The sequence below is a fragment of the Niallia sp. FSL W8-0951 genome, assembly GCF_038006525.1.
GTDB classification, from domain to species: Bacteria; Bacillota; Bacilli; order Bacillales; family Cytobacillaceae; genus Niallia; species Niallia circulans.
Map to the genome: position 1 here is coordinate 1,789,033 of NZ_JBBOVK010000001.1, position 20,066 is coordinate 1,809,098.

The window sequence follows — 20,066 nt, forward strand, 5'->3', positions numbered from 1 at the left end:
CTCATTTCTAAAACTCGTCATCTATATTTTGAGAATCTTCTAAGATTTTATTGCATAAACAAATAGATTCCTTGGATTCATCTATTGATTCAACAATAAGTTGTCCTATATCCTTCTCTTCATTTTGTCTTGATAACAGGGTAATTAATAATCCTAAATTAAGTCCTGATACTACGAAGACTTTCTTATCCATTCTATTAACATAGTTCATAAATTCATTGTTAACACTTCCACCAAGGAGATCGGTTACAACAATTAATTCATCTTCTGTTTTTAAGTTTTCTATAATGAAAGATATTTCCTTATTTAAGTCAAAATCTTCTGTCATATATGCGCAAAGAAAATCGACATTAGACTGATCTCCCATGATTAATTTCAAGGAACCGTATATTCCTTCTGCAAAATTGGCGTGTGAGGCTAGTAAAAATCTCCTCAAATAGACTACCTCCTTTTAAAGATGACATACTGAATTTATATAAAAATAGTTTCTAGAAAACTCCCTTAATATTGAACCTTCCACATATATCTACGGGTCATATAATCATTTTTCGTAGCATAAGATAACTGTCTTAGAAACACATTATTTAGAATAGGGGAAAATAAAATATGGTTAAAATATTCAGAAACTGAGTCTTTGATTCTATTAATTCCCAATTCTTTAGCATCAAGGACATATACTTTTTCTCCGCCATATCTCTTTAAAAACTTAATTGCTCTTTCATCCGCAGGCCGTACCCTTCCCTCAGAGGCTAATAAAAATACCGAAGTGTTTTTATCAATAGTTTCAAACGGTCCATGGAAAAATTCACAGCTATTTACAGTAGGGGAATCCTTTTGCACCATTTCCATTAGATTGCATATGGAGAATATGTATGCAGAACCCATTGCTGGACCACTTGCCATAACGTGGATACTTTGTTCGTTTTTGTTTTGTTCCGCCCAAGCTTTTGCCAGAGGGGTTGTATATTCCACAGCATCTCTATAAATAGTATCTACTATTTCAAAGGCTTCCATCGCATCATTGTATCCCTCATAATCCTCCAATAAATGCAATAGTGTGATCGCAATCTGCAAACCGAAACTGGAATTGACCCTTTCTGTTTTACTTGAATCAATCGCAATGCTCTCATATTGGATGTTATATTCACATGTCTCTGTTAATCCGGAAGGTTCGACATATAATCCAATTGTTGTAGCACCAAGTTCTTTGGCCACTTTAGCAGCCTCTATTGTTTCAGGAGTTCCTCTCATTGAGCATAGTACTGCTAATGTATCTTGACCACAAAATTTTGGCGGAGCATAAACAAATTCATTACTAGAAAACATTTGTGAGCGAACGGTTGTTGATTCTCTATCCATAAAATATTGTGCTGGATAAAAACCACCATTAGATCCACCCGCTGCAATCCAAACAACATTTTTAATTCCAACATTTTCTTTCTTCTCTAAAATCTCTACTAAAATTTCGTTAACATTCATTTTAACTATCTCCTTTTCATTTTATGATGTCCTATGATGTCTGCATAAGAACAAGTTCATATTAGCATATACTTTACTATATGTAAACATATTTTAGATATATCTGCATACAAGTTTTACAAAGGAAATGGTTTTCATTTTGTTTTTTATGAAAAATCTCTCTATTTTTAAATACAACAGAATACAAGTTTTAAAAATACCTCATTTGCACTTGTATGCATTTTTAGGTATTATATAACTAAAATTGTTAGTGAGGCATTTATATGGAAAATTTAAATATAACTAGTAGCAAACCACTTTATCACCAATTAGCGGAAACAATTAGAAAAGATATTTATGAGGGTAAATTTAAACAAGATGAGCGTATTCCTTCAGAATTCGAATTAAGTGAAATGTACGAAATAAGCAGAAGTACTGTTAGAAAAGCAATTTCACTATTAGTAGAAGAAGATTTACTTGTTAAAATTCATGGAAAAGGGACATTTGTAGCTGCCCCAATGCTTAAACAAAATAATAGAGTTTTTATGAGTTTTACTAGCAACGTAGAGACACTTGGAAAAACTTTAACAACCAAAACACAAAAAGTTTATTATCGTCAAGCTACAGAGCAGGAAATAGAATTCTTTAATTTGAAGGAACCAGAGGATATTTTAATTATCGAAAGACTCCGGATTGTGGATAATTTACCGATTGGAATTGAAACTGTATTTTTCACCCAAAAGTTTGATTCATTAAAAGATGAAAATTTGAATGGATCCCTTTATGCAGTTTTAAAAGATAAGTACAATATCCTCCCTTATACAGGCAGTAAAACAATTGAAATTTGTTATGCGACATTGGAAGAATCCAACTTATTAGATATACCTCGGGGCTCTGCTCTCATGTTGGTAAAAGATAAGGTTTATGACACACATAACAATCCCTTGCATATTTCCAAACAAGTTTTACGCGGAGATAAATTTAAATATGCAATAAAAAAAGACAATTGATTATCCTAGGGTAGGAGTTTTTAATAATTATCTTCCCAAAATCTATTCAAGTCCTTTTCTACAATTATAGATATGAATTGCAGCAATCATTTAGTTGCAGAGAAATTTTCATATACTCAGGCTTCCAGTGAATTTCTATAAATCGTCGATACATTCTGAAGCCCTGAAAGTATCACTTCTTTCATGTTGTATCAATATCTAGCAATATTTATTAAAATAAAACTGGATAAAAGTATTTTCAACCAAATAACCTCGAACAATTATACGTATATTCTAAGAAAAGTTGGTATAATTGTTCGAGGTTTTATTAATTTTAAGTAAAAAGGTTTGTGGTGATCACCAGCAATCTGAATTCACTTCGCTTACCATGGGGCGAGCTCCAAGCCTCCTCATTCCTGCGGTTCTGGACTTTCTCGGAGTTTCCAATGGAGTCTACGAGTATTCAGTCATCTCCATTTTTACCCTAACAATATTAGTTTTCTAAAAAATATACCTTAATGATCTTTAAAAACGAAGTGAAATGAAACGAATTTATATCTCCACAAAATAGAGCTAGTTCGCTTTATCTATTATATATTTTGTTTTTTCCAAGCTTCTCCATTTTATCGGTAGTTAGAATACTTATGTTCTAGTCTTTTTTTCCCTTCTCACACTCTCTCATAAACTAAAAAGGTATGCGGGTAAATATTTTGGTCATCAACTTCCCCTTTTTTTTCACTTACCAGCTTCCATTCCTGCCAATTTAATGCCGGAAAAAAGGTATCTCCTGAAAATTCATGATCAATTTGTGTTAAATACAATCTATCTGTTTTCTTAATTGTTTCTGCAAAAAGCTCCGCTCCGCCAATAATAAAAATTTCCTCAGTCTGTTTCTCTTTGCACCACTCATAAAAATCTTGAATAGAATGGAGAATCGTGCAGCCTTCACACTGATAGGCAGAATTTCTCGTTATGATGACATTTTCACGATTAGGCAAATTTCTGCCAATTGAATCCCTTGTTTTTCTACCCATTACGATTGGATGCCCAGTTGTTATTCTTTTGAAATACTTTAAATCATTCGGCAAATGCCAAGGTAATTGATTATTTACTCCTATTACATTGTTACGATCCATGGCAACAATTAAAGAAATCATACGCTTACTGCTCCTTTAATATGAGGATGGGCTTCATAATTGATAATTTCAAAATCATCAAATTCGAATGAGAAGATATCTTTTACATTTGGGTTAATTTTCAACTGTGGCAACGGCTTAGGATCTCTCGTAAGCTGCAGCTTTACTTGCTCAATATGGTTCGTATAAATATGAACGTCACCAAATGAATGCACGAATTCTCCTACCTCTAAATCACAAACTTGTGCAATCATATGTGTTAGTAAGGCGTAGGAAGCTATATTAAAAGGCACTCCTAGAAATACATCTGCTGATCGCTGATACAATTGACAAGATAATTTGCCTTCTGCTACATAAAATTGAAATAAACAATGACAAGGTGGTAATGCCATTTTCTCAATATCTCCTACATTCCAAGCACTCACTATTAGTCTTCTTGAATCAGGATTTGTTTTGATGGCATGAATTAATTCCGAAATTTGGTCAATTGTATTCCCTTCTCTTGTCGTCCACGAACGCCACTGATGACCATAAACAGGACCTAAATCCCCTTTTTCATCTGCCCATTCATTCCAAATGCGGACATTATTATCTTGTAAGTATTTCACATTAGTATCACCATTTAAAAACCAAAGTAATTCATGGATAATTGAACGTAAATGAAGCTTTTTTGTCGTAATTAAAGGAAAACCTTCGGAAAGATCGAAGCGCATTTGATATCCGAACGTACTAATGGTTCCAGTTCCTGTACGATCTTCTTTTTTTACACCATTTGTTAAAATATGTTCACATAGATCTAAATATTGTCTCATTTTTTAAACACCCTTTTTTTATTAATCAAGCTATTGAATAGAAGCGATATAATGATATGTTTTTGGAGCATACTCAAAAAGTTTTTCCTTTTCCGTTCCACCAACATAAAACATAGCAAATGTTTCGGCGAAATATTCTTCCGCATATTGTAGAAAATATTGTCTAGTTGGAAATAGTCTACTTTTTTCTTCATTCCATATTGCTTTATATCCTTCTGTTTTACTTCCATATTTTAAAATTTTATAGTCAATAGAATGGGCTAATTCATGATACTCTAAATTAACTGAACTATGACCTTTTCCCTTTTCGCTTGCGCCAATCTTCACTAGCACAACCTTGCCTCCCCCAATACCAGGTACATCATCCCATGGTTTTTGGGAGGTGTATCCTCTAGGAATAATACCAGCGAATTTCTGTGCCGTTTTATTATCTGTTAATTTACCTGTAAATAATTTCACCTTTATTCCACTAGATTGTATCTTATTTAATAGCGTAGGAGGTAACTTATTTAATCTTTCAATTATAGTAGCTGCTTCTGTTTGGTCAAACTTCGCATCAGGCAGTATAATAATATTCCCTAAATTTTCTTTTGCATCGGTGGAAAGATGTGCTTTAACAACTGTTAAATCAGACAGATTTTTTAAGTATGTTTCATTATTTGGAAGCTGTGAGTTTCCCATAAGAATACTGGTTGCTGCTATCATTCCTACTGGTGCCAATCTTTTGAGCCATCTCATCCCTCTTCCTCCCCAATAAACCGACTGCACTTTTTATCCATTACTCATTCATCGGATAAGAATATACTAATCTATTAAAATTATATCATGGGGAGTCAACGCAAAATACTAGTTAATATTGGGTAAGAATTCCTAAAAAAATCCAAAAGAATAAAACATAGAGAAATCACCGCATACTTCTATGTTCACTCTTTTGGACATATGTCAGCAAGGAGAAAAATCAAGACAAAATTTTAATAGTTTTCCTCATTAAACCTCTAAACCATAATTCCGACATAGTGCAGCAAGTCCTCCAGAAAAGCCGCTACCTATTGCGTTAAATTTCCATTCTCCGCCATGTTTATAAAGTTCGCATACAATCACAGCTGTTTCAACTGAAAAATCTTCCCCTAGATCAAATCGGAGAATCTCCATATTATTATCTTCATTTACAACGCGAACAAATGCATTTGAAACTTGTCCAAAATTTTGTCTTCTTGCTTCAGCGTCATGGATGGTTACTGCAATCCCAATTTTGCTTACATGTGCAGGGATTTTTGTGAAATCGATAATGATTTGCTCGTCATCCCCATCGCCTTCTCCTGTACGGTTATCACCTGTATGTTCCACACCGCCGCTAGGATGAATAAGATTATTATAGAAGATAAAATCCACATCATTTATCACTTTCCCATTGTCATCGGCCATAAATGCCGATGCATCTAAATCAAAGCCAGCCCCACCGTCATATTGGTTAATATCCCAGCCTAATCCAATAATTGCTCTTGTTAAGCCTGGATTTGTTTTAGTTAAATCAATTCGTTGTCCTTTAGAAAGATTAATACTCAATTTCTATTCCTCCCTCGTCAAATAATAGATGGATCCTCAAATTACTATTGCTTTACCCCTATCATGAAAACGATTTAACCAACTCTCCTAAACTACCAGCATTTGTACCTGTGCCAACAGCCGCAAACTTCCAATCCTGTCCATGTCTGTATAATTCTCCAGCTATTACACTAGTTTTCCCTGCATAATCATCTGATAAATTGTAGTGAATAAGTGATTGATTCGTCAATGGGTTAACAATTCGAATAAAGGCATTTTGAATCATTCCAAAATCTTGTCTTCTTTTTACTGCATCATAAATATTAACAACAAATATGAGTTTATGTATATGTGCAGGAACTTTACTTAAATCAACGCGGATTTGTTCATCATCTCCATCCCCGTCACCTGTTAAATTATCGCCTGAATGGATTACACTGCCATCGCGACTTTTTAAATTGCCAAAATAAATAACATCACTATTTGCTTGAACCTTTCCTTGTTCATTTACCATAATTACAGATGCATCACAGTCAATACTTGCTGCCTGTCCTCCACCAAAAAGAGAACCGAATAAGCCCCCGCCCTTATTTTGTTGAACAGGATCCCAACCAAGTCCAATTAAAATTCTGCTTAATCCTGGATTCCCTTTTGTTAAATCAACTCTCTGACCTTTTTGCAAATTAATCGCCAATATTCCCAACTCCTATGTATGATATAATTTTACTTTTTTAAAGTTTTTTATTTTAACACTAATTCACACCGATTATTTAGCTCTAAAATAACGTCTTTTAATATTTCTCTACTATCTTATGATTCTAAAGTGCAATCAAACTCCTAGTAATAAACTAGTATCTTTCCCGATTTATGTTAAGATGGATGATATATTTTCTAAGACAATTTCTCGCCTCAGAAAATATATCCATTTCAATCAATGCAGCTAAACTTTATAGAGTTTCGAAACACTTTTCTTATCAATTATTCTCATGATAATTCATAAAAAGTGATTGGAATTATCTCTCTCATTAACCTTGAAGTTTCATTTGCTTAAAGTTATTTTGTAATTCTTCTAATTTCTTTGTGCCTTCTTCTCTTAACCGCTTATTTTCTTCTTCAATTGTTTTTGTTTCTTGCATTCCTTTTATAATAATATTCCAAGATTCTTCAATCGTCTCAATCTTAATGCTGGGACTTCCTGCAAGTCTTGCAATATCGACGCTTTGCTGGGATATATTTTGCGCATTCTTGACAAGCATTTCATTTGTTCTTCTGTCCAGTTCACTCATGCTATCTGCGACTAATTTTTGTCTTTTGGCAGCAACAGCTTGGATTAGTCCATTTTTGAAAATTGGAATCGTCGTAACAAATGCCGAATTAATCTTTCCAATTAATTTTGTATTTCCTCTTTGAAGCAAACGTATTTGCGGTGCTGTTTGCAGAGCAACCATTTTGGCCATTTCTAAGTCATAAACCCGCTGATCAAGGAGCTCTATCGCATTTCTAAGGGAGTCGAGCTGCATACCCGCTAATTGATCTCCAGCAGTTGCTTTAGCTTCGATTTGCGGAAGCACTTGTGTCTTTAATTCTTCCGACTTCATTGCCCCTGCAACTGCATATTTTTCGAGCGTCAAATAATATTGATAATTTTGCTCATACATTTCATCAAGCATCGTCGTCGAATCAACCATTTCATTTTGATATTTCGATATTTCAACATATACTTTATCAATCTCTTGTCCCATAGACTGATATTTCCCAAAAAGTTTTTCCATAATCTTTTCGCTTTTTTTAAACAGTTTGCCAAAGAAACCTTTTGACGCATCTTCAAAATCTTTCTTATCAAATTTATCCATTATTCTGCCGAGCTGTTTTAATAATTCTCCGGAATCTTCCACTTTAGTAGTTCTCATATTGTTAAGAATTTTATCGGAGAATTTTGAAATTTGCGTTGCCGGCTCTTTCCCGAATTCAAGAATCTGAATTTGATCCTTTTCATCAATAGACTGGGCCAATTTTTGCACTTCTGGCTCATTTCTAAGCGCTAATTTAATTTCTGATACTTTTTCTTCTGTTAATAATTCTGCGACCTGGTTATCCGCATTGTTTATATTTGATGGTTGCATGTTCATCCATTATCTCCCTTTCTACTCTTTAAAAATCCGCCAAACAGTCCCCTTTTCAAAAAGGATGGCTCTTTATACTCCATATCAAATACAACGTCCTCGAGCCAATGGGCATCAAATAAATTGTCTTGTATAAAGTTCTCCATATCGACATGTCCAGGTGGATTATAAATAATAATATCAACACCCAATGCATTCATTAAAATTAACATTGCTGCATCTTCTCGCGTGAATACGCCGCTTTTTTCTGTTTTAAATAATACAATACTTGGTACTTCTTGAGAGTAATCAAATTTTTGAAGCATTTTTAAAAGTTCATCTGGTATAAGTAAACATTGTGAAAATAGAAAAATTGCTACATCTTCATCTGATTCATCCGATTGTTTTATAAGTACTGGTCTTGAGCATACTCTTGAAATTGCAGCAGCTATCCCTTTTTGTAAGCCGGTTGGCAGCTGTTTATAATTCCAATAATGGGCACTCATCATCTTTTCCGGATCAAGTAAACCGTTTCTTCCCAGCGCTCCGCGATAATGATATCGGTAATCGCTAATAATTGCTCTTGTAAACGGAAAATCTTTAATCAATAGCGTATCCTCTCGATTGACTATTCCGTGAATACGATCCCAGTATTCTTTGCGATTTTTACTTACACCAAATATTTTAGCAAAAATAGCAGGGATATGCACTTCTCCATTTTTCACTTCAAAGTTTGGTCGAATCATAGCAAGCTCTTTCTCCAAAAGAAAAATTTCATCATATGTAGTTTTTAGGGTAACCGAAAAGGGGATATAATCTCTAAATTGCCATGGTTTATAAAGATTGGATCCCTCATGATGCAGTATACTCTCAATTTCCTTTGACGCTCGATATGCTACAGTCGCTGTTCTTTTTCTTTCTTCTGTAGGAAAGCTTTCAGGTTCTTTCCGTTGTGGATATTGATGCTGAAAAAACAGCTCCTTATCTAGCTTTAACTTTTCTAAAATATCTGTGCCATTAGGATGAACCATTACAATATCACACCCAATGGTAAGGAGATAATAGATAAAATAGGACTGACTTTTACTTGCATCACCATACCAAAGAAACTTAGGCATATTTTCATTTAATTCGGTTTCTTCTAAGACAGGCTGTAAATGATTAATCGACCATTTTACAATATCCACTACTAATCTTCTTAAATCCTTATTTTTCAAGCCGTTTTCTTCCAATTCTGCGAAATGCTGAATTACTTTAATAAAACTTTCCCGCAATTTCCGATGAATAGCTGGAACAGAGGATTTTATCAGTACATTCTCTCCGTCAAGAAAAGCAACAAATCGATTAATGGATAAATTCTGCTCATTCATTCGATTAAATACTTTTTGAATAGATTGGAAATGCTGATTATCGATTGTCCTATCGAGTGTTTCATCTGTTAATAAGTGTAAACCAGTATTATCTTTATGTATCCAATTAAACAGCTGATTATAATATTCATCCTCGTCTAGCGATATTCCCAGTAGTTTAACGACTGCCTGCCCGAAAGTAAATATACGATTACTGGTATCATATAATGGTCTTTCTTTAATAGGCTTTAGCAAAAGTTTAAACCAGTTTTCTTCAGACAATGGAAGTATTATATTATTAATGGTATAAAAGTCTTTATTCATTTTCTCCACTTCCTAATTTTAAACCAAAGATAACTTTCTATCTTTATCATAGCATAGCTCCTTGTAAACACTAAACATTCTACTTTATATTTATTTACGAATTTTTAATAAAAAAGTTTCATTTTTTGTAGTCCGAAAAGAAATCTTTCGTAAGATTTTAAACTGTATATAAACCCACAGAATTTTAGAATTATAAGTTTGTCTATAGTATATCCTATGTATAGGGTTATTGCTTTTTGTTTCAGGGGTTCACGCTTAGCCGCGTTCTGCTTTCAGACTGCAAGGTCTCAGGCTATCCCGCTTATCCTACAGGAGTTCCCCCCTAACCACCACAAGCAGCACATAAAAATCCCATTTAATTTTACTAAATCATTTTATCGTCACACTGAAATCTTTCGTAAGATTTTTCTTTATACTCTTCAACCTGTGTTTTTAGCACCTAACCTTCTGTTTGTGCATATAATACAGTACAATAGGCGAGTAGGTGCTAACTATGAGATCATTTTTTCGAAAATACACATATCATGAAATTGAGACAGATTTAAATTATGTGCAAAATGTTCTATCTTCCAACATGTATGTTTTTATTGATTTAATCTTTATTTCTCTAATAATTAGTTTTTTTATGGCCATCTTTTTCGAATCTATCTTATTTGGGATTATTATATTTGTTTGCTGCTATTTATTCTTTGTCGCCATTTATTGTTTATTGCTCAAATTGATAAAAGATTCACCTGATGATCTATAAAATATATTTATCTTCATTCAAATCCATCTCTTTAACGACTCTAAGGCGACCGTGATTCGGTCGCCTTAGAGTCGTTAAAGAGTAAATTCTTTATAAACTTTTCTTAAGATTTCTTCTCCAGCAGACGCACCTTTATGAGCTGTGGCTTTATGAGAGTATCTACTTGATTCACCACATATTAACTCGCCATGCCTAGGAATAAACGCTGTTTGGCATATATTTAAAAAAGGTAGATCCAATAAGGAATCTCCAGCTCCAATTGTTTGCTCGATTCCTTCTCGTTCCTTTATATACTTTATTGCCTCTCCTTTACAAACAGGACTCGGCATAAAGTAAAGCTTTCTTCCTTGCAATGAGATATTCCAGCCATTTGCTGCTGCTATTTTTGCTAGTTGTATTTTTAAATCGGAGTCTATAGTGGTATTTAGCACATAATAAAAGAAAAGATTATCAGCAATTTTCAATTCTCCAGGGAGAGAATACTCTCGGAGCATTTCCAATATCTCCTCTTTTTCGATACATTCCACACCAAGCTTCCGCTTTAGCCTTTCTTCCCACTCTTTCATGATTTCTCCATTATGATGTATTCTTGCCCCGTTACTGGTTACACAGTAAGATACCGGTACATCTCTTTCAAATATAAAGATCCGCTTATATTGCTCATATGTTCTTGTTGTCACAGGAATAAATAAATAGTGGGAAGCAATCTCTTTCAATAAACCATAGCTCTCCTTTGTCATAAAAGAGACATACTTCCCATTCTTCTCTTCGACCCCAATCATCGATTGATTCCAAGGAGTTTCCATTTCTTCTAAAGCACGTTTGGAATAAATTAATGTTCGATCTAAGTCAGATGCAAATAATTTCATCCCTCTTGCACAACCTTTTTAATCAAACCGCAGCATGTATAGCTCATTTGGGGATATGGAATTATTTCTACGCCTCTTTCTTCGGCAAGCAAAACGATGTGCTGCACATAAGGACTATCCGGATCTTTCATTAAAACCTTCCATGGCACTCTTCTTAAAAGGACTCTTGTAGTTTCTCCAACGCCTGGTTTAACATAATGCGTGCTCTCAATATGAAATTCCTCCTTAATGGCTAGAACTTCTTTCATCCCTCGAAAATCAACGGATTGATCAAAGCCATTCTCATTCATTCTTTCTTCAACTTGCTTTGAATTAATATTTTGAAAAGCCTCAGTAATTTTATCTAAATAAATATTTGATACATCATATGGCTCTAATTCCTGATAATATTTAGCACCATGAAAATCATCCATTTGAATATATCTTTCATTTAGTACGGTACGGCTGACAAGTCCAGACACAGTAGAATTTAAGCAAGCACTCGGTATCAAGAAATCTTCTCTCGTACCATAGAGTGTAGTACAGTATCCTGGATCTGCCAGTACAGCTAATGTATCATCTAAGTGAACCTGATATTTATTAAAAAAACTTTCACAGGCTTTTGTTAATTCAATTGAAATAGCTCCTTTACCTGTCCATCCATCAATAAATTGGATAGCAGATCCTTTATGTGTTTTTAATATGTACTTAATGGCATTTTCATCTATCCCTCTGTCTCTGATGATCGAAATACTATAGTGCGGTAAAGAAACATGATATTTTTCTTTTAAATATCGCTTAATTAATATCCCAATAGGAGTACCAGCTCTTGCTAATGAAACTAAGACCGTTTGTTTTCCATGTTTACGATAAATCTGCTCTGCGACAACTGCGGTACTAAGTGCTACCTTATCTTTATAATCATGCAGTGTCTTCCAAAAAAGCTGTAAATACTGTTCTGGTGGATTATATTCGATTGGTAATGTTTCGCTATAATGTGCTCCACTTTGAATCTTTTTTTCTCGTTCCTCGGTGGAACCTTCTAGTATAATTCCGTTTAAATTTTTCAAAAGAAAAATGACATCTTCACTATTATAAGATCCGAATTTCACTTGCTCATTTATGTTTAAATGCATCTTTACCTCCCGCTAAAATAGACGATATTAATCTTTTTTACCTGAACTGCTTTTAATGCCGTCAGCAGCTCTTTTAAGCTATCTTCTTTCACATTTCTCTCAAAGAATAAAAATATGTCATCATATTGATTAGGCTTTACATTATATAAGAAATTTACAATCTCTTTATCTTCTGGATTTGCAAAACAATATGCTGTTTGAGCTCCATAATGCTCTTCATTATGTGGATAAATTGGACTTCTTGTAGTCGATTGATAAGATATGTCTTCCCCCATGAAGCTAGCTAACTTCATGGGTATATACATAAATTCTCCTGTTCCGACACAAAGACTAGTTCCCCTCCTCTTCTTCTTGAGCATCTTTGCAGCCTCTTTTATCCAATCATCTGTTCCTTCTTCTGTATGAATCCCAAACCTGCCAGTATCCTTTAAATATCGGAAGCTATTGCACTCACCCGCAAGATTTGAAGACGTCAATGGCACAATGCGATCTTTCACATAATTTTCTAGACTAATATATTCTATCAATGGATTCCCTTCATTTGTTACCAAACTCTCCATTTTAGGTGTAAGATTTATTTGCTCCCCAACTAATTCAAAACTACCTTTCAATAAGGAGACAGATTGCACCGTTATTTGCAGCTCTTCTTCAAGAGCTTTCATTTCTAATTGCCATTTATTAGAGCGCCAATCGAGAATGGATGCCACCGTATATTTATCTCTTGGATAGTTTCTATGGAGATCTCGGATAATATTAATCGCTGTTTTTCCAGTTGTGAGTTCATCATCAACGAGAATTATTTCCCGATTATTAGCAAGAATATCCGTTTTTACGTAACATCGATGGGAAGTGGCATGTGAATGTTCTTCTTCAAATGAAATGATTGGATCCAGCTCGTTAATCTTTTCTCTTGTGGTATGAAAAAAGGATGCTTGTTTAAAAGCCTTGAAAAAAGAGTGGCCAAGTGCAGTTGCTGTTTCGGCAAAGCCAATAATAATAGGATTGCAAACTTCTTTTTGGATAAAAGGCTTATCCAGGAAAGGCAAAGAGGAATCATGATAAATCTCCAATAATTTCTCCTTTTGCGGTGAGTGCTTTCCTGTCATAATTTCTTCATATCTCGCTGCAAGCATAAAACCTGTTAGCAGACCTTTTTTTGGTTCTATTGGCAAATGCTTTCCCAGTAGTCTACTGACAAATAAAAACGCCCGTCTTTTATTGATTCTTGCAGCCATTTTAAAAAAGTCCTCGATAGGAAGCTGAAATGGATTTTCTTTAACATAAATGTCCATCTGTAAATGATCAATGATTGGTAATGAAATTTTCTTGTTTAAGTAAGTCAATGTATGTAAATCCTTCATGGAACACCCCGTAAACCTTTGATTTTAAAATAATTTTTTGCGCCCAATATAAATGAGGCTTAATTTCATTCATTTTATTGGAGAAACTACTTTTTATAACACCAATTTCTCCATTATTGCTATCCATAATATTTAATGCATCCAAATATTCTTCATAGGAAACAACGTTTAATGCCTGAACTGGCTTTATATGGGTCGGATGAATAATCGTTTTCCCTGTTAATCCATTCGTTATATCCATCATAACTTCTCTTATTAATCCGTCCATATGTTTATCAATTAGCTGTGTTCGCATACTCATTCCTGCTTTTCCATAACGTTTTCGAAAAGGTGTCTCTCTTAATTGAGGAATTAGAAATCTTTCTTTCGTCGTAAAATACTCCCAGACTGGTCCAGAAACAACATAGGCACTATCTGCCCGTGTAAATATATTAATAATATCTGAAATACAATCTCGAATAATGGCAATATCATATATGGTTGTTTCTGGGCTTCTACGTATCCCATATAATCCACAAAAATCAGTTGCACCTATTCTAACATTTAAAATTAAGTGCTTATAATCATCAAGCACTTTTTTTATGGAGAGAAGCTCATTCATTCGCGTTTCTTTTTCAATTATTTTTTTCGTTTCCAATATCGGCATTGCATATAAACAGTATCCGAGCTTGTTATATTTTTGTAATTCCTTTAAAATAATTTCTCCTGCTTCTGCTTCAAATTTTGGTATTACAATACCTGTTAATAAAGCGATCTTATCACCAAGTATATCCATTAAACTTAAAAACTGCGCAATGGAACGGATTCTAATAAAAATCAATGGCAATTCACTCTTTATCAGGGAGCCATTTTGGATAGCATGATCAATATCGGTTAACTCTTCTACTAATTTTCTTTCTGCTAAATCGACCTCATGATCGCCAATAGAATCCTCCAGACAAATAACCATAGAGGTTAAAGCAGGATGTTTCTTTCTCAATAAGTCCTGATAAATATTAGGTCTAGTTGCAGGCATATACAATGTCGAAGCAAGTGCGTAGGATAATACTTCTTTCTCCGAAGTGCTAAACACCTCTTCTGGTAATTTGAAGAAAAGACGTTCCAATTGTTTTTCATTTAAGTCAGAGAATAATTTCATTTCCTTTGCTCCATTCCAGTATTTTCATTCCATTTATATACTATTCTGAAAATTCACAAATAAATAGTTTTGTTTGAAAGAGGATAATTATTACTATTTTACTATAAAATTCATTTTTTGAGTATTATTTCGTTATGAATGGCTTTAGCTGCATCCATAAGGTTTTTATAGAGGTTTTCGGGAAGGGTTACAGCAAAGAAGTTTTCTTATTAATAAAATAGAGGATATCCCTAGTACTAACTATTGACAGAAACTAGAAATATCCTCAAAAATTATTAAGCCTCGCCTTGTTGTTCTGCTTTCTTTTTATTTTTAAAGTGAATAACGAAAGTTGCTCCAAATGCTATTACTAACAATCCGAAGAAATAAATATGTTCGATGTGAATATCAAAAACGCCTAATAGCATCTTAACTGCGATAATCAAGATTAGAATATAAGCAGTTGCTTCCAGCTCTGGAATTTTATCAATTAATTTAAGGAAAACACCCGCTACACCACGCATCATAAGCACACCAAGAATACCACCCAGTAATAATACCCACACTTGGTTACTGACACCAAATGCTGCTAAAACACTATCCACTGAAAAGGCAATATCCATTAATTCAACAGAAATTACCGTTCCCCAAAATAATCCGAATGTGCGAATAAGAATTCCATTTTTGTTGATTCCTTTATTCTCTTCTTCTCCGTCTTCTGGTTGATTCGCAGCTTTTTTACGATCCACGAAGTACTTAATAGAGAGATAGGCCAAATAGGCCGCTCCTAGTATTTTCACCCATGAGAATTCGATTAAATAAACACCAATACCGATAGCTATAAAGCGGAATATGTATGCACCTAGTAACCCGTAAAACAACGCCTTTCTTCTTTGTTCTGGTGGTAAATGCTTAACCATCACGGCAAGAACTAATGCATTATCCGCTGATAACAAGCCTTCCAATATTACAAGTGTTCCAATATAGCCCCAGCTGACTGGGTCTGTTAGTACCTCACCCCACATTTGCCAGTTAAAAAACTGCGCATATGTATCTATAATCGTCTCAAATATCCCCATGAAAAAAGGTTCCTCCTAAAATATGCTTATAAAGTCTTAGCCAATTTGCAGACCAAAGTCTGTTGCTAATGCAGCTAAACCACCTTGGTAACCACTGCCAATAGCACTAAATTTCCATTCATTATTATGACGATATAGTTCCCCAACAACTAACGCTGTTTCAATAGAGAAATCCTCTCCTAAATCGTAACGAATCAATTCCTCATTAGATTCTTCGTTAACAATACGTACAAATGAATTAGAAACTTGTCCGAAATTTTGATTCCTTGCTTCTCCATCATGAATGGTAATCGTAAAAGTAACACGTTGAATATTAGCTGGAATACTTTTTAAATCTACGATAATTTGTTCATCGTCTCCTTCGCCTGCGCCTGTACGATTATCTCCGGAATGAACAATCGCACCATTTCCACCTGATGGATTATTGTAAAATACAAAGTCAGCATCATTTGTTACTTTTCCATTTTCGCCAAGTAAGAATACAGAAGCATCTAAATCAAAATCAGTTCCGCCATCATACTTATTTAAATCCCAGCCTAAACCAATAATTACTTTTGATAAACCAGGATTGCCTTTTGTTAAATCTACTTTTTGTCCTTTGGATAAACTAATTGCCATAATCTTTCTACCTCCAAGTTTTTTCAGTATAGTTCCTTTACGTAATCATAGATAAAAAAGTTTCAATTTCCCCTTTTTAGCTCATCCACTTTGGCGGAGTATTTTTATCCCAGTAAATTTCTCCAAGTGCATAATGAGTTTGGAATTGATCATGATACGTGTGGTAATGGAAGTTAAAATAATAACCTTCCTGTGGGGGACGATCCCTTCTTACATGAAATCGGATAATATCCTCGTTATCTCTCGTAATATGAAATATCCGTTCACTTGTACCTGCAGCAGGAAATTCAGTTACTGTTAAATAACTTAACTCTTCTTCTGGAAAAATATGCGTTACTTCATTAATTGCTTTTTCCATATTTGGAAGAACAACTAAACGAAATTCATCTTCAATTACTGGTTTAATTTTTGGCCCGAATTTTAAATAGCTTTGTGCTTCTGCTTCCTTCATCATATTGCTGATAAAATCTGCTCTTGAGAAATTTCCCTCAGTACTATCAACAAATATCGCTTCATCTTCGATACTTTCTCTAGCAAATGGTACTTCTCGCTCATCAATTGGTTTCTTATCATTATTATTATTATTTAAAAAGGTTGCTGGTGATGGTGAAACAAGACCAAACGTTAAAATAGAAACAAATACGACCAGGCTTTTACGAAGCCAATTAGGCATTTATTACACCTCGCTTTCCGCATCCTGATGTTAATATATGAAAAAATATTTATAGAATAAGTATATATTATTTACTAGCTAATCTTCTACTATTATCCTTATCATAGAGGTTATTTTTTTATTATTCTTTTTTTAACCAGATTCCATAATGGAATTTAGCTGTTTTACGCTTCACCTGTTCAAATTGAAATTGGTTAAATCTGCTGCTCCTAAAATGATCTTTCCATACGACTCTTTCTTTCGCCACTCGCTTTGCTTGATTGATTAATTCTACCGACACTTCTTCATAAAGTGCTAGTTGTTTTAACGGGTTGATTCCAGCTGATGAAATAGTTTCCTCAAACATAGGATCAAAATATACGCAATCTATACTATTGTCTTCTTTTCGAGCAAGTGCCTCTAATGCGTTAATATGCTTGACTGTAACCCTTCGCATTGCCTCATCAACAGCGGCATTACTCGTCTCCCATTCTTTCAAACCTACTTTTACAAGAAAAGCAATCACTTGATTCGCTTCTAATCCTTCCACTTTTCCGCTACTGCCCACGACATAACTTGCAACAATACTATCTGAAGCAAGTCCTAAAGTACAATCTAAGAAACTCTTTCCCTTTGTTAAATTGGTTGCGTCAATAAAAGGATCATTTTCCTTATTCATCAGCCTTTTTATTCGAAAGACTGCTGAATTTGGGTGAAAAAAGAAAGGCTCCTCTCCATTTAACGAACAGAACTCAAATCTATTTTTCCCAATTATCAGAATATCTGATTGATATTGCTCTTTTAAGTGCTGAATAGATACTTTTTCTCTCCTGACATATCTGCAGTTGAAGTCTTTGGCAATTCTATCTGCGAGAATTTGCATGTCCTTATTTGTCCTACCGGCAGTTGTTACAATCATATTTTTTCTCCTACTTCTATGTAATACTATATTCAATACGAATCATGTTAAGATTAGGTCATCATTATAAAATAGATAAATTTAAATTATCTATCGACGAATATAAACCCTATACAAAAAACCTAAAAAAGAAAGTCCATGAGAAAAAAGGTAACCCTTTATTCTCATGAACCAAGTTTTTAGCAATATTGTTCAAAAGCTGATACAAGATTTTCCATAATTGCTTCCATTGAATTTCCTTCAATATCGTAGCGATGAATAAAATGAACAACTTTATTATCTTTGATTAATGCCATGGACGGAGAAGAAGGCTCAATATCCCCGAAAAATTCGCGCATTTTTGCTGTTGCCTCTTTATCTTGGCCAGCAAATACTGTTACTAGTTGATCTGGCTTTTTTTCAGATGCAAGCACTGCCTGCGTTGCTGCTGGTCTTGCTAAACCTGCAGCACAACCACAAACAGAATTAACCACTACTAAAGAAGTACCTTTGTTTGTTTCAATAAATTGTTCCACAGCGTCTTCTGTCAGCAATTCTTCAAAGCCTGCTTGGGTTAATTCTGCTCTCATCGGTTTTACCACTTGTTTCATATACTCATCATATGCCATTGACATAAGTAATCCCTCCATAATATACGTATATTCTATTCCTAAATATACATTAGAAATGTTTTTCGTACAATCTTTAGCATTAGGAAAATATAGTTACAGCTTATTTTCGCGCTTCGGTCATTTGTTTCCAAACAGAACCTTTTGCTTCTTCTCCTAGTTCAATTCGCTCAATTGCTAGTTTTATTTGTAAGCTCACTTCAAATTCTGGATCATCCTCATGAGCCTTAAGTGCAGCCAATGCTCTCTCATCTCCAACTTCATACAAGAACATAGCGGCTCTCCATCGAACAATCTTGCTTTTATCATCTAATGCATGGATCATTTCTTCCATTGCTTCTGGAAACCCTAAGTCGGATAAGCAATCTCCTGCAGTACGCCGCACTGTTACCGTTTTATCCTTTAATGCTTTATATAAGGAAGGAAGAACAGCTGTATCTTCAATCATTCCAAGATAGACAGTCGCAAGTCTGCGGATAGATGGTTTTTCATCATCTAATGCTTTCGTTAGTACAGGAATATCATCTACTGTAGGATCTTCGCTTTGTTCCAGCTTTTGATATCTAACTTTCCAATCTGGATTCTCTAAATCTGCAAATGACAGCCTTGTTCGCACTCGTACCGGTTTTTCATTTGCTTCAGTTTGCGGATTTTTTGCATGCTCAATAATCGCATTAATTCGCTCTTGTGGATATGCTGCAACAAGTTCTTCCACCATTACATGCCCAATTTCCTCAAAGTCACCGTAGCGCACGCCGAAATCTTTCCATTTACGAGTCATTACTACATTATCTTCAGGTGTACGAACTTCTGATACTGCTTGAATAAAAGAATCAGGTAAACCGAACCTTCTTTCTTCAGTGCCATCCGATAATTTAATTTGCATGGGAATCCCTTTATACATTTGAACTTGAACATTTATCTCTCCATAATGTTCATTTATCTCTTTTGACTCCTCTGTAGCCTCGTCCTCCCCAAAGACATTCCGCACTTTTGAAAGTAATTCTTTCCAATCATAGCGGGCATTTCTTTCAACCGCTAGAAAATCAGCTACATGGTAAACCCCTTTAATCCCTTCAATGGAAAGGATATTTTGAATTAATTCAGGTGCTTCCGCTGAATTATCAACCTTATAATTATTACTTTTTCCCATTGGCAGCTCTTGGTCTAAATTAATTTTCATCGTATTAGGACTTGGTGTTGGCTCTATAGAAATAATTCTCATTTTCCATCCCCCTCTTTTTCAACATTTATCTTATCACGCT

20 protein-coding genes are annotated in these 20,066 nt (G+C 34.4%); 1 reads left to right on the top strand and 19 read right to left on the bottom strand.

What is annotated here, in order from left to right; translation table 11 throughout:
• Positions 1 to 7 precede the first annotated feature (7 nt).
• Both NSS71_RS08950 and NSS71_RS08955 read right to left on the bottom strand, forming a co-directional pair.
• Positions 8 to 436: a PTS sugar transporter subunit IIA gene (locus NSS71_RS08950; RefSeq protein ID WP_095322279.1), complete on the bottom strand. Its 429-nt coding sequence runs from the start codon at positions 434 to 436 to the stop codon at positions 8 to 10.
• 65 nt (positions 437 to 501) lie between these two features.
• Positions 502 to 1,479, bottom strand: a complete 978-nt coding sequence (locus NSS71_RS08955) for an SIS domain-containing protein (protein WP_095322280.1) — start codon at positions 1,477 to 1,479, stop codon at positions 502 to 504.
• Positions 1,480 to 1,742: 263 nt separating this feature from the next.
• Here NSS71_RS08955 and NSS71_RS08960 point away from each other — a divergent pair, with 263 nt between their 5' ends.
• Positions 1,743 to 2,468, top strand: coding sequence for a GntR family transcriptional regulator (locus tag NSS71_RS08960; protein ID WP_095322281.1), 726 nt, complete (start codon positions 1,743 to 1,745; stop codon positions 2,466 to 2,468).
• Positions 2,469 to 3,115: 647 nt separating this feature from the next.
• Here NSS71_RS08960 and NSS71_RS08965 read toward each other — a convergent pair.
• From NSS71_RS08965 to NSS71_RS09045, 17 genes are all read right to left on the bottom strand, one after another.
• Positions 3,116 to 3,604 (bottom strand): dihydrofolate reductase, encoded by a 489-nt coding sequence (locus tag NSS71_RS08965; protein ID WP_047940452.1) that lies wholly within the window; start codon positions 3,602 to 3,604, stop codon positions 3,116 to 3,118.
• Entirely contained in the window at positions 3,601 to 4,395 is a 795-nt protein-coding gene (locus NSS71_RS08970; RefSeq protein ID WP_047940451.1) for a thymidylate synthase, read from the bottom strand. The genes NSS71_RS08965 and NSS71_RS08970 overlap by 4 nt, the downstream gene beginning before the upstream one ends.
• A gap of 30 nt (positions 4,396 to 4,425) precedes the next feature.
• Complete coding sequence (locus tag NSS71_RS08975) at positions 4,426 to 5,133, bottom strand: anthrax toxin lethal factor-related metalloendopeptidase (protein ID WP_061796437.1); 708 nt, start codon at positions 5,131 to 5,133, stop codon at positions 4,426 to 4,428.
• Positions 5,134 to 5,382: 249 nt separating this feature from the next.
• Positions 5,383 to 5,961 (bottom strand): TerD family protein, encoded by a 579-nt coding sequence (locus NSS71_RS08980; RefSeq protein WP_047940449.1) that lies wholly within the window; start codon positions 5,959 to 5,961, stop codon positions 5,383 to 5,385.
• Between the two features lie 61 nt (positions 5,962 to 6,022).
• Positions 6,023 to 6,634 (bottom strand): TerD family protein, encoded by a 612-nt coding sequence (locus NSS71_RS08985; RefSeq protein WP_047940448.1) that lies wholly within the window; start codon positions 6,632 to 6,634, stop codon positions 6,023 to 6,025.
• 331 nt (positions 6,635 to 6,965) lie between these two features.
• Positions 6,966 to 8,069 carry a toxic anion resistance protein gene (locus NSS71_RS08990; RefSeq protein WP_095259065.1) on the bottom strand — a complete coding sequence of 368 codons (1,104 nt, stop codon included), beginning with the start codon at positions 8,067 to 8,069 and terminating at the stop codon, positions 6,966 to 6,968.
• Positions 8,066 to 9,715, bottom strand: a complete 1,650-nt coding sequence (locus NSS71_RS08995) for a YceG family protein (protein ID WP_047940447.1) — start codon at positions 9,713 to 9,715, stop codon at positions 8,066 to 8,068. Before NSS71_RS08995 ends, NSS71_RS08990 begins: the two co-directional genes overlap by 4 nt.
• Positions 9,716 to 10,537: 822 nt before the next feature.
• Positions 10,538 to 11,332 carry an HAD family hydrolase gene (locus tag NSS71_RS09000; RefSeq protein WP_047940446.1) on the bottom strand — a complete coding sequence of 265 codons (795 nt, stop codon included), beginning with the start codon at positions 11,330 to 11,332 and terminating at the stop codon, positions 10,538 to 10,540.
• The gene (locus NSS71_RS09005) at positions 11,329 to 12,447 is read right to left on the bottom strand and encodes a cysteine protease StiP family protein (RefSeq protein WP_047940445.1); all 1,119 of its coding nucleotides are present in this window, start codon (positions 12,445 to 12,447) and stop codon (positions 11,329 to 11,331) included. Before NSS71_RS09005 ends, NSS71_RS09000 begins: the two co-directional genes overlap by 4 nt.
• Before the next feature lie 2 nt (positions 12,448 to 12,449).
• Complete coding sequence (locus NSS71_RS09010) at positions 12,450 to 13,808, bottom strand: phosphoribosyltransferase family protein (protein ID WP_172885238.1); 1,359 nt, start codon at positions 13,806 to 13,808, stop codon at positions 12,450 to 12,452.
• The gene (locus NSS71_RS09015; protein ID WP_047940444.1) at positions 13,750 to 14,946 is read right to left on the bottom strand and encodes an HpcH/HpaI aldolase/citrate lyase family protein; all 1,197 of its coding nucleotides are present in this window, start codon (positions 14,944 to 14,946) and stop codon (positions 13,750 to 13,752) included. The genes NSS71_RS09010 and NSS71_RS09015 overlap by 59 nt, the downstream gene beginning before the upstream one ends.
• 275 nt (positions 14,947 to 15,221) lie before the next feature.
• The gene (locus tag NSS71_RS09020) at positions 15,222 to 16,004 is read right to left on the bottom strand and encodes a TerC family protein (protein ID WP_047940443.1); all 783 of its coding nucleotides are present in this window, start codon (positions 16,002 to 16,004) and stop codon (positions 15,222 to 15,224) included.
• Between the two features lie 36 nt (positions 16,005 to 16,040).
• Entirely contained in the window at positions 16,041 to 16,622 is a 582-nt protein-coding gene (locus NSS71_RS09025; protein WP_047940442.1) for a TerD family protein, read from the bottom strand.
• A gap of 76 nt (positions 16,623 to 16,698) precedes the next feature.
• Positions 16,699 to 17,295, bottom strand: coding sequence for a YpjP family protein (locus NSS71_RS09030; protein WP_047940441.1), 597 nt, complete (start codon positions 17,293 to 17,295; stop codon positions 16,699 to 16,701).
• 121 nt (positions 17,296 to 17,416) lie between these two features.
• Positions 17,417 to 18,193 carry a class I SAM-dependent methyltransferase gene (locus NSS71_RS09035; protein WP_047940440.1) on the bottom strand — a complete coding sequence of 259 codons (777 nt, stop codon included), beginning with the start codon at positions 18,191 to 18,193 and terminating at the stop codon, positions 17,417 to 17,419.
• 179 nt (positions 18,194 to 18,372) lie between these two features.
• Complete coding sequence (locus NSS71_RS09040) at positions 18,373 to 18,807, bottom strand: BrxA/BrxB family bacilliredoxin (protein ID WP_047940439.1); 435 nt, start codon at positions 18,805 to 18,807, stop codon at positions 18,373 to 18,375.
• A 97-nt stretch (positions 18,808 to 18,904) separates the two neighbouring features.
• A complete protein-coding gene (locus NSS71_RS09045) occupies positions 18,905 to 20,026 on the bottom strand; it encodes a conserved virulence factor C family protein (RefSeq protein ID WP_061796442.1) in 1,122 nt (373 codons plus the stop codon).
• Positions 20,027 to 20,066: the final 40 nt, after the last annotated feature.